The organism is Acinetobacter sp. P1(2025) (assembly GCF_051390655.1).
GTDB lineage: Bacteria > Pseudomonadota > Gammaproteobacteria > Pseudomonadales > Moraxellaceae > Acinetobacter > Acinetobacter junii.
In genome coordinates, this window is record NZ_JBPKBJ010000018.1 from 1 (window position 1) to 16,746 (window position 16,746).

The window sequence follows — 16,746 nt, forward strand, 5'->3', positions numbered from 1 at the left end:
ATATAAATGGGTAGAGTACAGGTTGCTGTAGAAGCATGTTTAATTCGTCTAATCACAGATACTTTATAAAGCATTTTAATACTTTTTTGAATCTGTCAATGCGTAAGTCCTAAGTAATTGATTAAATCATTGCTATTATTGAATTGGCTAAGAACATCACCATTCATTGATTGATTAATCGTGTTGCTTAAAAAACTAAAAGAGCCGCTGTTGCTACTACTTGTGATTGTTTGGACAGTGTTGGTAACAGTGGTAAATGTAGTTGATTGGCTAGAGCTGAATGTATTTGTAATTGTACTACTCGATTGCTCAACAAATTGTTGCGTTACAGCAGCATTTTTGACGTTTCCAACAATATTAATTGGTGCATCTAAAGGATTGCTACTTGGAAGGTTCGGAACACCACCACTCATATTGGGTACAACTTTGAATGGAATGCTTACTAGACTTTTATAATTCCCAGCACTGCTCGATAGATCGTCAAAACTACTGGTAAAGGTTGTGACGGGATTAAAGCCTCCTAGAATATTCGTAACTGAACTAAATGAATTCGTGTTGATATTGCTGGTAATGCTACTCACCATGCTGCTTATGCTTTGCATGGCAAGAAATTGAGATGTAAGTGAGTAAGGAACTTGCGTTAAGCTACCTGCTGGTGACACCGCAAAATTACCATCAAACGAATCTGAGGTAATGCTTTGAATTGGCGATAGAAGACTTTTAAAGTGCATAAGGGTACCTATATATTATTAAAATGATTCCATTTCGAATATTTTTTGATCGATGATATTGTTTTTGTGATTAATATCACATTAATCTTTTTTAGTGTTATGTTTGTCGTTTTCTTTGTCAATGTTGAGTAATAAATCTATAAAAGTGTGTAAATAGTCATTTTATTCAATTATTTATGGTTTTTAAAAAATAATCAGCTAGGCTAATAAAATTCAATATTAATGATTATATTTGTTTATATATTATGAATATCATATGTTTATGCTGACCATTTTTACCAATAGGACAGAAATGTGATGCTGGTCACAATTTATTGCTATTCGTCTGAAAATTGTATTTAAATATTTAGGCGTTAAGGTTTTTAGCAATGTGTTTTTATTTGAACTTAAGATTGATAGGCGAATCTATCACCATTTGACGACGATAAGATGAAAAAACGCTTATCAATATGAAAAAAATGCGTATAATGCCCCCTATCAAATATGCGCTCATAGCTCAGCTGGATAGAGCACTTGGCTACGAACTAAGGGGTCGGGAGTTCGAATCTCTCTGAGCGCACCAATTTGAAGAATTAACCGCTTAACAGCGGTTTTTTTGTGTCTAAAATTTATGTAATTTGCATATAAGTTTATAAATCCAAAAACTGAATCTGTTGCAAAGTTCATAGCAAAAAAAACAACAGTGATAGTGTGCCAAAATTAATTTATGTTCTAATAGGGCACGTCTTTCAAATGTAAGAAATAAGAAATGTCTGAACAACGTCCAACACTATCGCTGCGTTATTATCTCAATTTAGAAGAGTCTCAAGATGGTTTTGCTTTAGTGACTTTTGGCAAGAAAACCATCACTCGTTTTCTGACACCAGTGATTAGTATTGCAGTGATTCTATGGGGATTCTATTTAGGTTTAACGGGTGTTGGTCGTTATTATGTTGCATTGGGTGTTTTTTTCTTGCTTATGCAAGGGTTAATGCGTTATTGGTTATTACCATTGCTGTTTAAACGACAATTTGTTCGTTACCAGTTTGGCAAAAGTGAACAGGGAATTGATTTATATCAAGACCAATTTGAGCTTTACGCAGCAGGGAAAAAGCAAACAGTACAATACACAGAGGTTCAATCTTTTGCGATTGGAAAGCTAACGTATATGTTGGAGTTAAAAAATCATACTGTTGTTATTGTGCCTAAACGCGCATTTACAGATTCTAATGATCAAAATAAGTTTGAAAATAGCTTTAAAAAATAAATTTTTCATCGGTTATAAAAGCAAGGAGCTTTCATGAGTACACATCCTTCAAAAATTGTTTGTGTGGGTCGAAATTATGCAGAACATGCAAAAGAATTAGGAAATGCTATTCCAGATCGCCCGATTTTATTCATGAAGCCTCCAAGTAGTTTAGGTTCCTTAGAAAAAGGAATTGATTGGAATAAAGCATTGGGTGAATGTCACTACGAATGTGAAATTTGCGTACAAATTGCACATCCACTTTCAAAAGAAACTGACATCTCAAAGGCATTAGAAGCCGTAGGTGCAATTACTTTAGGTTTGGATTTGACTCTTCGTGATCTCCAAAGTGATTTAAAAGAAAAAGGGCAGCCTTGGGAGCGAGCAAAAGCATTTGATGGCGCTTGCTTGCTTGCGGAATGGATTGAGATTGATGAAATTGGCGATTTGCAAGAGCTAGAACTTATTCTGATGATCAATGGAGTTGAACGTCAACATGGATTTAGTCGCGATATGCTATTTGATATCGGTGCTTTGTTAGTTGAGATCAATCAATCATTTAGTTTACAAACTGGTGATGTGATTATGACAGGTACTCCAGCAGGTGTAGGGGCATTGAAACCCCATGATAAATTGACAATGAAATTGATTACTCAGACTGGTGAGTATGATTGGGATACTTTTGTTAATGCATAATGCATGATCTTATGGCATTGATTTGAATGAATTAATGCCATTTTTTATATAAAGAATGAAAAATAAAATGAAACTGTGTTTTTTCCTTGTGATCTTATTGATCACAACTATCAGTCATAGCAAGCAGCTGGCTTTAAGTTTTGATGATGGGGTCAATCCTGATCTAAATCCGAATGCCCAACAAATTAATCAAAGAATTCTAGAACAACTTAAACAAAATCATATACGAAGTATTGTTTATCCAAGTGTAATTAAAATCGGTGATTATAAAGGCTTGAGCTTGGTTGCCGCATGGGGAAAGCAAGAGCATAAAATCGGTAATCACAGTGAATTGCATTCCAATTTAAACAAGGAGCAGGTCACAACGCAGCAATATATTGATCAAATTTTCAGAGCCGAACAAGTATTTAAACCATTGACTGGTTGGGTTCCCAGATATCGTTATCCGTTTTTGAAAGAAGGCAATACCATAGAAAAAAGAGATACAGTGGCGCATTATTTACAACAGCAGGGTTATGAATCAGGTGCTGTGAGTATTGATGCTAGTGACTGGTTTTATAATTTAAAATATCTTTCTTATACTAAAAATGGACAAACAGCTGATCTTGAAAAATTAAAGAATGCTTATATTGATCATTTATTGGATCGAGCAAATTATTATGATCAATTGGCGATACAGACTGTCGGGTATTCTCCAAAGCATGTATTGCTACTTCATGTAAATGCAATCAATGCAGCATTTCTCAATGATGTAGTCGAGGCATTTAAGCTGCATCAGTGGCAATTTATAGATAGTGAAACTGCTTACCAAGATCCGATATATCGATTAAAAACAAATGTTTTGCCAGCAGGGGAAAGTATTGTTTGGTCTTTAGCTAAACAACAAGCTAAGGCTCAGTTGCGTTATCCTGCTGAAGATGCGCCATATGAACTTGAGCGACTAAAACGGTTTGGTTTGGAATAAATTTAGCGTCCTTGATAGTATTTTCTAAACTGATCAGGGGTGTAATTCATCCAACGTTTAAACATATAAATAAAGGCTGATGAACTTGCATAACCTAAGTCTAGAGCAATACTTTCAATCGTGTAACCTTGATTTAATAAAGACATCGCTTTCATTACCTTTAAACGTTGTCGCCATTCGTGTAAGGACATCCCGAGTTCTTTTTGACAATGTCTCGCCAATGTTCTTTCAGTCATATTTATCATCGCTGCCAGCTCAGCTAGAGTGCTGTTGTCAGCAGGATGTAAATGTAGGTGATTTAATATTTGAGCTAAAGCAGGGTGCTCTGTACTGGGTAAATAACTCCCGATGATTTCGGCATGGCTTAAGGTATCAAGTAGAACATGCAATATTCGCAAATATTCCGGATCGTGATCTTTAAAAGCATGTTTTTGTATATGTTCAAGTAGTGCTGGCACCAGTGGTGCGGTCAGTAAAATTCCTGCCCGTTGGGGCATTTTTTCACAAAGTGATTCATGAACATAAAGGGTGCAATGCGTTACATCATTTCGATTCACACCACTATGTTGAGTATGTGGCGGTAACCAAATCCCATACGGTGGTGGAGTGAGATAATGTACCTGATCAATATTTACTTCTAAAACACCATCAAAAGCATAGATAAACTCTCCCCAAGCATGCGCATGTTGAGGATAAACCGTTGCAGCAGGTGCATCGCGTATGCTGAGCCACAGAAGTTCAGGTATTTCGTTATAAGCAGGGAGTTCCTGAAAATCTTGAACTCGCTGTGCTGATTTTTTCATAGAAAGAATTGCCTGAAAACACACATATTTTGTCTATTTTTCACTATATCATTAAAATACGACAGTCTTATAGTGGTTCAATATCGTGTATATGGAGCTTGCTATGGACGAGCGTAAAGCCTTAGATCAGACAGCCTCAAGTCTAATGATCGTGTTGTGTATGGTTTGGGGGCTACAGCAAGTTATTTTAAAAATGGCAGCTTCAGACATTAGTCCTTTGATGCAAATTGCTTTGCGATCTGGGTTAGCAGCATACTTTTATTGCCGTTGGTGTTGCTTGATCAAAAAAGTCAATTAATGAATCCCAAGAATGTGAAAGCTGGAGCATTAGTCGCTGTTCTATTTTCTTTAGAATTCTTTTTACTCGCACAAGCACTCCAGTTGACTTCTGCTTCGCATGCAGTTGTTTTGCTTTACACAGCCCCTATCTTTGTGGCGCTAGGTTTACATTGGAAGTTACCATCTGAGCGCCTAACGATATTGCAATGGACTGGCATTGGTATCGCTTTTATCGGTATTGTGGTTACTTTTATTCGTCCGCAACAGATTGGGGTAAATACATTTCAGCAACAGATGTTATGGGGAGATTTATACGCCTTAGCTGCGGCAATTGCTTGGGCGGCCACTACAGTTACGGTACGTTTATCCTCTTTGGCTCAAGCTGCAGTCACCCAAACTTTATTTTATCAGTTGGCTGGTAGCTTTATTCTGTTGCTAGGTTTGGCATTTTTCATGGGACAAGCAGTTGTACAGTGGACACCATTAGTAATAGGGAGTTTAGCTTTTCATACTTTGATCGTATCTTTTGCTAGTTTTTTAGCATGGTTTTGGTTATTACGAAATTATTTAGCCTCTCGACTGGGAGTGTTTTCATTCCTCACCCCTTTGTTTGGAATCATATTTGGCGTATGGCTGTTAGATGAGAATATAGAAGCAAATTTCATTTTCGGGACGGCATTGGTATTACTTGGAATTTTAGTTGTGAGTTTGCAGGGATGGTTGAGGAAATAAAAAGACCTCCGAAGAGGTCTATTCAATTATTTTTGTTCAAAAATAGTTGAAAGTGGGATGGAGAGTTTTGCTGCTAAGTAGTCATTACTTTCCACTAGCGATGGCCCAAGGCGTTCAATCCATTCATCATCTTCATGAATATTGGCAACATCGTGGCGTAATGGCAATGGATACGGTAGAGCTGTAAAAAAGCTCCAAAAATCGACTTGTGCTAGATTTCGTACCAGAACATATTCGTCCGTATCGGTGCGTTTAATCAGATTTTGCTTTTCAAGCTGAAGAATGTAAGAGGGTAAACGACCAAGCTCACCACGACCAATAATATTGAGTAGCTCTTGTTCGCTAACACTTTCACCGATTTGTTGCTTACGGTAAAACAATTCTAAAATATCCAATAACATCAAAATTGGATGGCGCTTTTTTTCTTTACCAGAATGAAAGGCGGTGAGTGCATAACTCACTTCTACACCCAATAAAATGATATTCCAAGACAGATAGATCCAAAGTAGAAAAATAGGAACTGCTGCAAAAGCACCATAAACGATTTCATAGCTGGTGAAATTACTCATGATCCAGCCAAATAAACGTTTTAAAATTTCAAAAACGGTCGCACTGAAACATGCCGCAATCACAGCTGAAAAAATTGGTACCGTCCGATTGGGGATCGTCCAATATAAAATGAAGAATCCGACAATGGTCAAAATAAAGGAAATGAGCCATAAAATTAACGCACCATCAAGCTGATAACCCGCGAAGTTATTACTTAAAACATTCATTGATGCGACAGTTGAAGAAAGTACAAACGCACTTCCCAGCACAATTGGACCTAATGAAATGATTGTCCAATAGCGCATGAAACCGACAAGACCAGTTCGTGTTTCTTTGACACGCCAAATGCGATTAAATACTGTTTCAATCGAAGTCAGCATTAAGACTGTGGTCACAAATAAAAACAACACACCAATCACAGTCAAATTACTGGATTTTTCAGTAAATGCATTCAGGGCTTTGTCAAAGGCGATCGTGCTTTTAGGTAAAAAATTACTATAGATCAGTTGTTGTAACTGCTGTCTTGCTGGCTCTAATGCTTTGATGGAGGAGATGATGACTAAAAAAACTGTCAACATCGGAACAACAGCAAAAAGGGTCGTATAGGTAAGTGATCCAGCTTGCTCTCGGCATCGGTCAGCCTCAAAACGTCGTAACACAAATACAATAAATTGAAACCATGTTTTCTCTAAAAACGCTCGGTTTTTTAGATAACGGTCTAAGATCATGGGTTCTATCCTAATTATTTTTAATCAAATCCTATGCATACATAGGAATTACTACCGCGAAAAGTATAAAAAATGTCGTATAGTGTTCTTTTTAACAAAATACTTGAAAGCGATGCAACCTTACGTTCTTGTACTTTATTACAGTAAATATGGTTCAACCAAACAAATGGCACATTTGATTGCTGATGGTGTAGAAGCAACTGGCGTTACGGCTCGTATCAGAACAGTCCCCAATCTTGCGACTGTTGTGACTCAAGCTGAAGCAAGTATCCCTAGTGAAGGCGATATATATTGTACTTTAGATGATTTAACCCACTGTTCTGGTTTGGCACTTGGTTCACCGACTCGTTTTGGAAATATGGCGAGTGAAATGAAATATTTTTGGGATCAAACGACCAGTTTGTGGTTGAATGGGGCATTACATAATAAACCTGCCTGTGTATTCACTTCTTCTGGTTCGATGCATGGTGGACAGGAAAGTACATTACTAACAATGCTGCCTCCTTTGTTTCATCACGGCATGATCATTTTAGGTCTACCTAATTCAATCCCTGCATTATCAAATACCAAAACAGGTGGAACACCTTATGGGGCGAGTCATGTTAGTGGGCCGCGTCATGATCAGAGTTTAAGCCAAGATGAAAAACTCTTGTGTGAAGCTCAAGGTAAGCGTTTGGGCGAAGTGGTTAAGGCATTATCGGTTCAATTATAAGTTTTGAAACTTAATAAAAAGGGAGCATTTGCTCCCTTTAATTATTTTTTAAGCTGCCAATCATAGATATTTTTACGGTAGGCGTACCAAATCATCCAGAGTCCAATGATGATCATTGGGAAGCTGAGAATCTGTCCTTTGGTCATCCAGCCGAATAGGATAAAACCTTGGTCTGCATCGGGTTGACGGAAGAATTCCATAAAGAAACGCGCGACTCCATAACCAACCAAGAACAAAGCAGATACTGCCATGCGCGGGCGAGGTTTAGAGCTAAACCACCATAAGACGATAAATAGAATCAGGCCTTCACAGATTGCTTGATAGATTTGCGATGGATGACGAACTAAACCTAAAGGGTCAGTTGGGAAAATCATACCAAATGCATAGTTCGGATCTTGAACTTGGCGACCATAAAGTTCACCACCAATAAAATTCCCAAAACGACCAAACATCAAGCCTGTCGGTACGCATGGGGCTATAAAATCTAAAGTCTCAAACCAAGTCTTTTGATATTTTTTACACCAAAATAACATGGCAATAATGACACCAAGGAAACCCCCGTGGAAACTCATACCGCCTGTCCACACTTGGAATAACCAAAGTGGATTTTCCAGAAATTTCCCAAACTCATAAAATAAGACGTAACCGACGCGTCCACCGAGCACTACACCTAATGCACCGTAGAACACAAGGTCGGAAATCATGTCTCCTGTCCAGCCATCACGTTGTTTGGCACGATAGGAAGCGAGTCCCCATGCAAAAAGAAATGCCAATAAATACATAAGTCCATACCAATGTACTTTGACAGGTCCTAAACTCAATGCAACTGGATCTATATTTGGATAGGTCAGCATTGCTGTTCCTCAATTTTGAATTTGAAATTAAGTTTTGAGCAGATTGTAGCGGAATGATCTGAAAAATGTTGTACATTCAATGTGTAAAGATGTGAGAACAAAATAATGTGTATTGTTGCTTTTGCATGGCATGTGCTTGAAGACATGCCACTTTGTTTACTTTCAAATCGTGATGAATTTTACCATCGACCGAGCGCAATGCTGCATTCATGGGAGCAGAGTTCGATCATAGCAGGCAAAGATTTGCAATCGGGTGGATCATGGATGGGGGTCACAGCTTCAGGTCGCTGGGCGATTGTGACTAATTTTCGTAATGGACGAGATCAAAATCATTACGAACCTTCACGTGGCAAACTCATTCAAGATTTTTTAGAAAGTGATTTAGCACCTATACGTTTTGCTCAACAATTGGAAGGCAAACAACAGGATTATGCAGGATTTAACCTGTTTGTCGGGGATAGAGAACAAGCTGTTTACATGAGTAATCGGGGAGAAGCACCACAGGTTTTGGCAAATGGTGTATATGTCGTTTCAAATGGGCTAATGTCAGAGGACTGGGAGAAAACGAAGCATTTGCGTAAGCGGTTTACCCAAGAATTTTTGCCGATGTTACAGCAGACTCACATTCCTCAACATGATCTAAATTATGCTGCATGGGATATTTTGGAAGATGAGCGGAAAATTATTCCAGATCTATTACCCGATACGGGGATTAGTAAAGAAATGGAAGAGTTACTTTCTTCGACTTTTATTCAAAGTCCGATTTATGGCACACGATGTTCCAATTTTTTAAGAATGACGACTGATCAATGGCAATGGATTGAAAAAACACAACAAGGTGAACAGCAAGGAAATTTCATCGAATTAACTATTCCATTAGTAAAATAAAAAAGAGCCTATCATTGTAGATAGGCTCTTTTGGGGTGATTTTAGGGTTTAGCCTGCAATCACACCACCATCTTTACGAGTGATCACAACAGTCGCTGAACGTGGACGTGCAGTTTTGTTGCTTGGGTTCGTTTGAGTTGCTGGCCAGTTACTTGAAGGAGATGCATAGTCTGCAGAGTCTTCACCTGGATGCTGAACATTAATAAAGATTGCTTTGTAATCAGGTGTCATCGCAATACCCGTGATTTCACATTCTTTCGGTCCAACAAGGAAACGACGCAAGGTTTCATCTGTTACTTTCTTACCAACTAAGGTTTCAGTACCATTTGAAGTCGTTGCTTTAGCTCCATCACCAATCTGACCTGGAAGTGCAGCTAGCATCATACAGTTCGTTACGTCAGTGTATGCGCCGTCATCTGTCTGAATCCAAAGAACACCACGAGGGTCAAACCACATACCATCTGGGCTTGAAAGATCATTATTATCTGTCAAACCTGAAAGGTTGATGTTTGCAGCCATAGAAGCTTCAGCACCAAATAGATAGATATCCCATTTGAAACTTTCAGCAGTAGTTAAGTCAGCAGTTTCACGGAAACGAATAATGTGACCGTTTACATTGCCTTTTTGAGTTTTTGTATTGTTATATAAGTCTTCATAACTGCGAGGGTTCGCCGCATCTGTTGGATAGTTTGAACCACGGTTCGAGTTGTTGGTCAATGTAACGTAGACTTCACCATTCTCTGGATTTACCGTACACCATTCTGGACGATCCATTTTTGTTGCACCAACCGCATCAGCTGCTAAACGAGCAAAAGTCACAACATCAGCTTGAGAACTAAATGGATAGACTGAATTACTTTGGTTCAAACCATTCTTACCAAAAGATAATTCGATCCATTGACCTGTACCGTCATTATTGAATTTGGCAACATAAAGTTTACCTGCATTCATATATTTATCACCAGCAGCATAGCCACCGTTGATATCTTTGGCATCCCATTTTGCATCTGAAACGAATTTGTAGATATATTCTCCACGAGAGTCGTCACCCATATAGAATGCTAATGGTTGTCCTGCGATTGCACGGCAAGCACTATCTTCATGAGCAAAACGACCTAATGAAGTACGTTTTACAGGATTTTGGCGACCATCAAACGGATCAATTTCTACCATCCAACCAAATGTATTAGGACCATTACGGTAATCTTCGGCTGCTGTAGTAGCTTTTACATCAGCTGACCAACGATCATATAAGTCTTGAGACTCGACACTGCCAACAGCAGTTTCCCAACCATAACGAGAACTTGAACCCGCTTTTAAACCATAGCGTTTAAGTGCAATAATTTCTTCTGGACGACGCAAAGTGTCATCTGTCGCACTACGAGCAAAGTAACCAATAAAGTTTTCTTCAGTCGTTAGGTATGTTCCCCAAGGTGTATAACCATTACCACAGTTATTATGTGTACCGCGAGTTTGGCGAGCTGCTGGAGAATAGGCAGTAGCTAGAAGAGTTGAGCCTGCAGCAGCACCTGCCAAGTCCATCACTGTAGAGCCTGTAATACGACGGTTAAAAACTGAGTTTTTAACAACTTCTACTTTTTGTGAAGTTTTGTCTTTTTTGATTTCGATCACCGAAACACCGTGAGCATTCACTTCACGAATAACTTCATCCTCAGGTCGACGACCATCAACTTTCGTTGGACCTTTAGGGTGCAAGAATGTTGGATTGATATATTCATGGTTCATGACTAATAAACCACGATCTGAAACACTTTCATCAAAACGTTGTGTTGTTGAATTCATGCCGAAATAGTGCATACCATCATGACAATCACCAGAACGGAATTGAAAACTTGGACCAGAAGGAATGTTGTTATCATCCCAAGCACCATATGTCGGATTGATTGAATCCCCTAAAGCATAAAGTACAGTTGCTTCATAACCTTCAGGCACTGTTACGATGTCATTTAAATTTTTAGCAACAGGAGAGAAGTTTAATTTTTCTGGTTTTTTATTTGGATCAACAGGTGTTGGCGGTGTTCCACCGTTATTGCTCGAATTATTATCGTCGTCGTTACAGCCAGTTAATGTCGATGCTAAAGTTAATGCAACAGCACCACTCGCAGTTTTAGTGATGAGACTGCGGCGGCTAATGTGCTGTTCTAAAATGTCACGGAAATGAATATTATCCGATGTGTTGTTATCCAACTCTTGATCTTCATGATATGGCGATAGCTCGGTCATGGAATTTTTCCTAAAAAATATAACAGTTGTTCTAAAAGTTTTCCCCCAATAAACTTAATGTTTAAATGTGACGAAGCCTTGACACTTGTGTGACAGCTTTGTGAAAAATCAATTAAAAATTAAAGTAATAAAATTAAAAAAACAGGCGAGAAGCCTGTTTGTAGTTATAAGAACTAAGTAATCAAGTTGTTTTTCTTTTTTCGATAATCTTGCCAAAAAATAATCCAATCTCAAACAATAACCACATCGGAACGGCTAACATGATCATAGAAATAGCATCAGGCGGTGTAACAAACATTGCTACGAAAAAACAGCCAACAATGATAAATCTTCGTTTCTCAATCAGACTTTGTGTACTCACGACTCCAATCAGAATCAAAAGTAGTGTAATCACTGGAATCTCAAAGGTTAAACCAAATACGAGAAATAGCTTTAAACAGAACGCTAGATAGCTATTGATATCTGTCATTGGCGCTACAGTTTCAGGTGAAACACTGATGAAAAAATGTAAAATCGAAGGTAATGCAACAAAATATGCAAAGGCAATTCCTGCATAAAATAGAAAAATACTGCTTAGTAATAACGGAAGAGCAAGTGTTTTTTCGCGTTCATATAATGCAGGTTTAGCAAATGCCCAAATCTGATAAATAATAAAAGGCATTGCTAACATCAGTGCAACAAAAAAGTTCAGCTTAAAGGGTGCCATGAATGTTGCAGTCACATCTGTTGCGATCATTGATGAGCTAACAGGAAGCTGAGCTCGCAAAGGTTCAGAAAGTAACTGATAGGTACGATTTGCAAATGGTAATAAACAAAAGAATAAGAGTAATAAAATTCCAACTATCTTGAATAAATGCTGACGCAAGATCATTAAATGCTTGGTAATCGGCATTTCTTCAAGTTCAATCTTTTGTTTTGATTCTTCAATCGATTGAGCAGGTAACTGAGAATGAGAGGATGTACTCATACGGCCACCTTAAATTCAGGTTGATGATCTGGTGCAGTAAAAATAGTGGTCTGAGCCTTTTGAATATTTTTTTCCACATATACAAATGAAGAATGCTCTTTCACATAGTGATAAGTAGGATAACTAATGTTATCTATTGTTTGTTCTTGTTTACTTGGTTGAACAAACATTTCTCGTTTTTGTTGTTCGAGCTCAGACATTTGAGCTTGCATTTTTTGTTCTAGTTCAGCAATACGTTGCATTTCTTGCTGCATCTGCTCGCGTAATTCAGATAGGCGTAATTCACGATCAATATCGTTTTGCACATTACTGACAAGGCGCTTTACTTTGCCATACCATTTCCCGATAAATCGAGCTGCTTGAGGTAATTTATCTGGTCCAAGCACAAGTAAAGCAATAATGCCGAACACCAAAAGTTCGGACATTCCAACATCTAACATATTGTTGCTCGCTTAACTTTTGATTGAGCTTTCAGTATTTTTTACTTGTGCATCAATCGTACGGGGTTCATTTAGAGATGCTGCCGCTTCGTCATCTTTCATTGATTTTTTGAAATCTTTAACGGCACCACCGACATCTTTACCTAAGTTTTTAAGCTTTGATGTACCGAAAAGTAAAATAACCACGATTGCGAAAATGAGTACGTGCCAAATTGATAAACCAGCCATAATTTTATTCCTATCAAACTTTGTATATATCTCAACAGCTTGGCATGACAAATATGTGACACTTATATTGCAATTTTGCGACAGACGGATAAGTAACTTTAAATAGTTGAATAGATAATTTTACTTTTTGGTTTGTAATCAAGGTTTAATACAAGGTTTTTGTTATTCTAAATTCAGCGTGTTTGATTTTTATTTTATCTAAAAGTGCTCTAGTTTTTATTAACTAGAGCACGCAGTGCGATTTATATTAAGCTAGCTTTGAAGAGCTGCATCGCTTTACCACGATGACTAATTTTACTTTTTTCTTCTTTGCTGAGTTCAGCACTCGAACAGTTACGTTCAGCTACCCAAAAGAGGGGATCATAACCAAATCCATTTTCTCCGCGAGCAGTTTCTAAAATTTCACCTTTCCAAATACCTTGAAAGATTTGTGGTAGAGGGTCTTCGGCATGGGTAACCAATGCAAGTACGCAAACAAACATGCCTTCAATCACTTCGCTGTCTTTGCGGAAAGGTGCGAGGTCAGCTAAAAGTTTTTGGTTGTTGGCAGCATCGTTACCATGTTCGCCAGCATATCGCGCTGAGTAAATGCCTGGTGCTCCCCCTAAGATTGGCACACATAAACCCGAGTCATCTGCAATAGCAGGTTTGCCTGAAAGTTTAGATGCATGGCGAGCTTTAATAATTGCATTTTCAACAAAGCTTAAACCATCTTCAATCGCATCTTCGATATTGAGTTTACCTTGAGGAATGATTTCGACGGGTAGATTGAGTTGTTGAAATATATGATCAAATTCAGCAATTTTACCTTTGTTATTGCTTGCAAGCACAAGGCTGCCTTGATTAAGCCATAATGGAGTAGACATATTTATAATGCTGTTAACGAGAATTAGGTGTATCTTATCGTATTCTTGATGATAGGTTTAGAATTTAGAAAAATTTGAGCATATCTTGTGTATGTGCTATTTCATAATAGGTATAAGTAATAATCTCTACCATTCTAGTTAGAATAATGAATAATTTTGATCAAGCTGACGTCGTTAAGGCTCATAAATCTTCAAGCTATCATCGTCATATTTTAAGAGATAGCGCATTTTGTGGTTGTTTTTATTGCTTGGATATTTTTGAGTATAAAAACATTCAAGATTGGTGTGATGATGCTAATACCGCTTTATGTCCTAGTTGTGGTATTGATGCAGTAATTGGCTTAAAGTCTAATGATTTAATAACACAAGAATTTTTAAAAGCGATGCAAAAATATTGGTTTTAACTCAATTTAAGATTGATGTTTACACTTAAAAGAAAACCGACTATCACAAGTCGGTTTCTATATTACTCAATAGATCTAAATAAGATTATTGTGCTTGAATCCATTTATCAGCACGGTCACGTGCGGTACGGATTTGCTCTTGAGTTAAGTTTGCAGCCAAAGCTGTTTTCCTACCTTCAGAAAGACTAATCACTTTAGTATCGAGCATGCCATCACGAGTTGAAAGCTCATACCATTGATATGCACCTACGTAGTTTTTCTTTTGCTCTTCCATCATGGCAAGATTGAAGCTTGCACGATTGTCGCCGTTACTTGCTGCTTTTTCGAAATATTTGCGAGCCAATACTTCATCTTTCTTTGTGCCAATGCCATCTGCATACATACGACCAACATTTAGTTGAGCCGCAGAGATACCTTGATCGGCCGCAGCCTTAAACAATGCAAAAGCTTGTTTCTCGTCTTTAGCGACATCTTTACCATATTGATAGCGTGTAGCTAGATAAAACTGCGCACCAGCTTGACCAGCTTTTGCAGCGCTTTGTAACTCGCCAATACTCATCACAGAGTATCTAGCTGCTTGTGTTGCTACTGACTGTGGTTGAGCAACATAGTCTGCATGCGCTTGAAAGCTGACTATGCCAAATAAAAACGTGCTGATTAATGTCTTTTTCATAGAGCGCTCACTCGATAAATTGCGACTTCACCAAATAGGTTCGGCATATGCTTACTCAGCACACTACCTTGTTGGTCACCATTAACGGCAAGTCGATTAATAATTTTAATTCCGTTTTCTGCACATAAGGCTTCGAAATCACGGAAAGTACATAAATGAATATTTGGGGTGTTATACCACATATAGGGTAAAGCTTCAGAAACAGGCATTTTTCCTTTCAATGCAAGAAAAGAACGAGTCTTCCAATACGCAAAGTTTGGAAAAGTAATAATTGCCTGTTTTCCGACACGCACCATATCACGAAGTAATACATCGGGCGCATCTACAGCTTGCAAAGCTTGTGCCATAACCACAGAGTCAAACGACTGGTCGGCAAAACGGCTTAAACCCAAGTTTAAATCCTGTTGGATAATATTTAACCCTCGACTGATGGCAATTGCAATCTTTTCTTGATCAATTTCTAAGCCATAAGCACGAATATTGTGCTGTTTGCTCATATGAGCCAACAGTTCGCCATCACCACAACCCAAGTCTAGTACGCTAGAATTAGGGCTAATCCATTTTTCAGCGAGTCGTTGATCTATACGCATTAGTGAAGCTCCTGCGGTGTCGATTGCAACTGTTGTTCTCCACCTAAAAATGCTCGAAGTGTTTTGACATAAAGCGGGATTGGGAATAAGAACGAGTCATGCCCTTGTTCAGCATCGATATCTAAATAGCTGACAGGTTTATGATTATCAATCAAAGCATCAACCAATTCTTGTGAGCGACTCGGGCTAAAACGCCAATCTGTAGTAAATGAAATCACCAAGAATTTACATTTAGGCTTGCTCATTGCTTTAGTCAATGAATGTTCATACTCACGAGATGGATCAAAATAATCTAGGGCCTTGGTCATAATCAAGTAAGTATTTGCATCAAAATTGCGACTAAATTGTTCACCTTGATAACGTAAATAACTTTCAACTTGGAATTCGACATCAAAGCCGTACATAAATTTGCCTGATTTGAGATCACGACCAAATTTCTGTTTCATCGCTTCTTCAGACAGATAAGTAATATGGCCAACCATACGCGCTAAAATTAAGCCACGTTTTGGATAGCTATCATGTTCCAAATAACGCCCATGATGGAAATCTGGATCAGAGAGAATCGATTGGCGAGCAACTTCGTTAAAGGCAATATTTTGTGCAGAAAGTTTAGGTGCACTGGCAATAATTGCACACTTTTGTAAGCGGTCAGGATAATCCAATGACCATTGTAATGCTTGCATTCCACCTAAGGAGCCACCAATCACCGCATACCAAATATCAATACCAAGACGATCAGATAGCATGGCTTGAGTTTTTACCCAGTCACGAACTGTAACTAGTGGAAAATCAGGACCATAAGGACGGTTTTCATTTTCTGGATTTGGTGAGGTTGGTCCTGTAGAACCATTACAGCCACCGATATTATTTAAAGAAACGACAAAAAAATGATTTGTATCAATCGCTTTTCCAGGTCCAATACAACTGTCCCACCAGCCCGCCTTTTTATCATCCTCATGATGATAGCCTGCGGCATGATGATGACCTGACAATGCATGACAAATTAAAATGGCATTCGATTTATCTGCATTGAGTGTTCCATAGGTTTCAACCATTAAATCAAAACGGGGCAGAATACGCCCGCATTCAAGTTCAAGAGGTTGTTCGAACTGAAACTTTTGTGGTGTGACTAAACCCACTGAATCCGATGGAAAAGACACTGGAATAATTCGC

18 protein-coding genes, 1 tRNA gene and 1 pseudogene are annotated in these 16,746 nt (G+C 38.3%); 8 read left to right on the forward strand and 12 right to left on the reverse strand.

Going from position 1 to position 16,746, the window contains the following annotated elements:
• Positions 1-95: 95 nt before the first annotated feature.
• Positions 96-731, reverse strand: a complete 636-nt coding sequence (locus ACSC97_RS06455; protein WP_436659981.1) for a hypothetical protein — start codon at positions 729-731, stop codon at positions 96-98.
• Positions 732-1,216: 485 nt separating this feature from the next.
• On the opposite strand from ACSC97_RS06455, the gene ACSC97_RS06460 reads away from it, so the two are divergent.
• The 4 genes from ACSC97_RS06460 to ACSC97_RS06475 all read left to right on the forward strand — a co-directional run bounded on the left by ACSC97_RS06460 (position 1,217) and on the right by ACSC97_RS06475 (position 3,616).
• Positions 1,217-1,293, forward strand: a tRNA-Arg gene (locus ACSC97_RS06460).
• A gap of 186 nt (positions 1,294-1,479) precedes the next feature.
• Positions 1,480-1,977: a YcxB family protein gene (locus ACSC97_RS06465; RefSeq protein ID WP_436659983.1), complete on the forward strand. Its 498-nt coding sequence runs from the start codon at positions 1,480-1,482 to the stop codon at positions 1,975-1,977.
• A 33-nt stretch (positions 1,978-2,010) separates the two neighbouring features.
• Positions 2,011-2,652: a fumarylacetoacetate hydrolase family protein gene (locus ACSC97_RS06470; RefSeq protein WP_099948057.1), complete on the forward strand. Its 642-nt coding sequence runs from the start codon at positions 2,011-2,013 to the stop codon at positions 2,650-2,652.
• A gap of 67 nt (positions 2,653-2,719) precedes the next feature.
• Positions 2,720-3,616 (forward strand): polysaccharide deacetylase family protein, encoded by an 897-nt coding sequence (locus tag ACSC97_RS06475; RefSeq protein ID WP_436659985.1) that lies wholly within the window; start codon positions 2,720-2,722, stop codon positions 3,614-3,616.
• Positions 3,617-3,618: 2 nt separating this feature from the next.
• Here ACSC97_RS06475 and ACSC97_RS06480 read toward each other — a convergent pair whose 3' ends face one another.
• On the reverse strand, positions 3,619-4,419 hold the full coding sequence (locus tag ACSC97_RS06480; RefSeq protein WP_234856499.1) for a helix-turn-helix domain-containing protein: 801 nt from the start codon (positions 4,417-4,419) through the stop codon (positions 3,619-3,621).
• A gap of 103 nt (positions 4,420-4,522) precedes the next feature.
• Here ACSC97_RS06480 and ACSC97_RS06485 point away from each other — a divergent pair.
• Positions 4,523-5,430 (forward strand): annotated as a pseudogene (locus tag ACSC97_RS06485) (DMT family transporter).
• Between the two features lie 26 nt (positions 5,431-5,456).
• On the opposite strand, the gene ACSC97_RS06490 reads toward ACSC97_RS06485, so the two are convergent.
• On the reverse strand, positions 5,457-6,707 hold the full coding sequence (locus ACSC97_RS06490; RefSeq protein WP_004951878.1) for a YihY family inner membrane protein: 1,251 nt from the start codon (positions 6,705-6,707) through the stop codon (positions 5,457-5,459).
• A gap of 112 nt (positions 6,708-6,819) precedes the next feature.
• Here ACSC97_RS06490 and wrbA point away from each other — a divergent pair, with 112 nt between their 5' ends.
• Positions 6,820-7,419 (forward strand): NAD(P)H:quinone oxidoreductase, encoded by a 600-nt coding sequence (gene wrbA / locus ACSC97_RS06495; protein ID WP_004951881.1) that lies wholly within the window; start codon positions 6,820-6,822, stop codon positions 7,417-7,419.
• 41 nt (positions 7,420-7,460) lie between these two features.
• Here wrbA and lgt read toward each other — a convergent pair whose 3' ends face one another.
• Positions 7,461-8,273 (reverse strand): prolipoprotein diacylglyceryl transferase, encoded by an 813-nt coding sequence (gene lgt / locus ACSC97_RS06500; protein ID WP_004951884.1) that lies wholly within the window; start codon positions 8,271-8,273, stop codon positions 7,461-7,463.
• 105 nt (positions 8,274-8,378) lie between these two features.
• On the opposite strand from lgt, the gene ACSC97_RS06505 reads away from it, so the two are divergent.
• A complete protein-coding gene (locus ACSC97_RS06505) occupies positions 8,379-9,161 on the forward strand; it encodes an NRDE family protein (protein ID WP_004951887.1) in 783 nt (260 codons plus the stop codon).
• A 48-nt stretch (positions 9,162-9,209) separates the two neighbouring features.
• Here ACSC97_RS06505 and ACSC97_RS06510 read toward each other — a convergent pair whose 3' ends face one another.
• The 5 genes from ACSC97_RS06510 to rdgB form a co-directional block, all read right to left on the reverse strand.
• Positions 9,210-11,405: a PhoX family protein gene (locus ACSC97_RS06510; RefSeq protein WP_436659989.1), complete on the reverse strand. Its 2,196-nt coding sequence runs from the start codon at positions 11,403-11,405 to the stop codon at positions 9,210-9,212.
• 181 nt (positions 11,406-11,586) lie between these two features.
• A complete protein-coding gene (gene tatC / locus ACSC97_RS06515; RefSeq protein ID WP_373868756.1) occupies positions 11,587-12,297 on the reverse strand; it encodes a twin-arginine translocase subunit TatC in 711 nt (236 codons plus the stop codon).
• Positions 12,298-12,368: 71 nt separating this feature from the next.
• Complete coding sequence (gene tatB / locus ACSC97_RS06520; protein WP_416703211.1) at positions 12,369-12,812, reverse strand: Sec-independent protein translocase protein TatB; 444 nt, start codon at positions 12,810-12,812, stop codon at positions 12,369-12,371.
• A gap of 12 nt (positions 12,813-12,824) precedes the next feature.
• Entirely contained in the window at positions 12,825-13,040 is a 216-nt protein-coding gene (tatA, locus tag ACSC97_RS06525; protein ID WP_004760687.1) for a Sec-independent protein translocase subunit TatA, read from the reverse strand.
• Between the two features lie 242 nt (positions 13,041-13,282).
• Positions 13,283-13,906 carry an RdgB/HAM1 family non-canonical purine NTP pyrophosphatase gene (rdgB, locus tag ACSC97_RS06530; protein WP_436659992.1) on the reverse strand — a complete coding sequence of 208 codons (624 nt, stop codon included), beginning with the start codon at positions 13,904-13,906 and terminating at the stop codon, positions 13,283-13,285.
• Positions 13,907-14,052: 146 nt separating this feature from the next.
• Here rdgB and ACSC97_RS06535 point away from each other — a divergent pair, with 146 nt between their 5' ends.
• Positions 14,053-14,310 carry a cytoplasmic protein gene (locus tag ACSC97_RS06535; protein ID WP_125299759.1) on the forward strand — a complete coding sequence of 86 codons (258 nt, stop codon included), beginning with the start codon at positions 14,053-14,055 and terminating at the stop codon, positions 14,308-14,310.
• Between the two features lie 85 nt (positions 14,311-14,395).
• Here the strand turns inward: ACSC97_RS06535 and ACSC97_RS06540 are convergent, their stop codons facing one another.
• Genes ACSC97_RS06540 through metX form a run of 3 tightly spaced genes read right to left on the reverse strand, consistent with a single transcriptional unit; the run spans position 14,396 to position 16,733 of the window.
• Entirely contained in the window at positions 14,396-14,983 is a 588-nt protein-coding gene (locus ACSC97_RS06540; protein WP_436659994.1) for a tetratricopeptide repeat protein, read from the reverse strand.
• Positions 14,980-15,573 carry a methionine biosynthesis protein MetW gene (gene metW, locus ACSC97_RS06545; RefSeq protein ID WP_004909236.1) on the reverse strand — a complete coding sequence of 198 codons (594 nt, stop codon included), beginning with the start codon at positions 15,571-15,573 and terminating at the stop codon, positions 14,980-14,982. The genes ACSC97_RS06540 and metW overlap by 4 nt, the downstream gene beginning before the upstream one ends.
• On the reverse strand, positions 15,573-16,733 hold the full coding sequence (gene metX / locus ACSC97_RS06550; protein ID WP_004951903.1) for a homoserine O-succinyltransferase MetX: 1,161 nt from the start codon (positions 16,731-16,733) through the stop codon (positions 15,573-15,575). The genes metW and metX overlap by 1 nt, the downstream gene beginning before the upstream one ends.
• Positions 16,734-16,746 lie beyond the last annotated feature (13 nt).

What these genes read in the sequence shown, in the direction of transcription:
- ACSC97_RS06455 (WP_436659981.1), bottom strand. Translation starts at nt 731, where the DNA reads ATGCACTTTAAAAGTCTTCTATCGCCAATTCAAAGCATTACCTCAGAT.
- ACSC97_RS06465 (WP_436659983.1), top strand. Translation starts at nt 1,480, where the DNA reads ATGTCTGAACAACGTCCAACACTATCGCTGCGTTATTATCTCAATTTA.
- ACSC97_RS06470 (WP_099948057.1), top strand. Translation starts at nt 2,011, where the DNA reads ATGAGTACACATCCTTCAAAAATTGTTTGTGTGGGTCGAAATTATGCA.
- ACSC97_RS06475 (WP_436659985.1), top strand. Translation starts at nt 2,720, where the DNA reads ATGAAACTGTGTTTTTTCCTTGTGATCTTATTGATCACAACTATCAGT.
- ACSC97_RS06480 (WP_234856499.1), bottom strand. Translation starts at nt 4,419, where the DNA reads ATGAAAAAATCAGCACAGCGAGTTCAAGATTTTCAGGAACTCCCTGCT.
- ACSC97_RS06490 (WP_004951878.1), bottom strand. Translation starts at nt 6,707, where the DNA reads ATGATCTTAGACCGTTATCTAAAAAACCGAGCGTTTTTAGAGAAAACA.
- wrbA (WP_004951881.1), top strand. Translation starts at nt 6,820, where the DNA reads ATGCAACCTTACGTTCTTGTACTTTATTACAGTAAATATGGTTCAACC.
- lgt (WP_004951884.1), bottom strand. Translation starts at nt 8,273, where the DNA reads ATGCTGACCTATCCAAATATAGATCCAGTTGCATTGAGTTTAGGACCT.
- ACSC97_RS06505 (WP_004951887.1), top strand. Translation starts at nt 8,379, where the DNA reads ATGTGTATTGTTGCTTTTGCATGGCATGTGCTTGAAGACATGCCACTT.
- ACSC97_RS06510 (WP_436659989.1), bottom strand. Translation starts at nt 11,405, where the DNA reads ATGACCGAGCTATCGCCATATCATGAAGATCAAGAGTTGGATAACAAC.
- tatC (WP_373868756.1), bottom strand. Translation starts at nt 12,297, where the DNA reads ATGCCGATTACCAAGCATTTAATGATCTTGCGTCAGCATTTATTCAAG.
- tatB (WP_416703211.1), bottom strand. Translation starts at nt 12,812, where the DNA reads ATGTTAGATGTTGGAATGTCCGAACTTTTGGTGTTCGGCATTATTGCT.
- tatA (WP_004760687.1), bottom strand. Translation starts at nt 13,040, where the DNA reads ATGGCTGGTTTATCAATTTGGCACGTACTCATTTTCGCAATCGTGGTT.
- rdgB (WP_436659992.1), bottom strand. Translation starts at nt 13,906, where the DNA reads ATGTCTACTCCATTATGGCTTAATCAAGGCAGCCTTGTGCTTGCAAGC.
- ACSC97_RS06535 (WP_125299759.1), top strand. Translation starts at nt 14,053, where the DNA reads ATGAATAATTTTGATCAAGCTGACGTCGTTAAGGCTCATAAATCTTCA.
- ACSC97_RS06540 (WP_436659994.1), bottom strand. Translation starts at nt 14,983, where the DNA reads ATGAAAAAGACATTAATCAGCACGTTTTTATTTGGCATAGTCAGCTTT.
- metW (WP_004909236.1), bottom strand. Translation starts at nt 15,573, where the DNA reads ATGCGTATAGATCAACGACTCGCTGAAAAATGGATTAGCCCTAATTCT.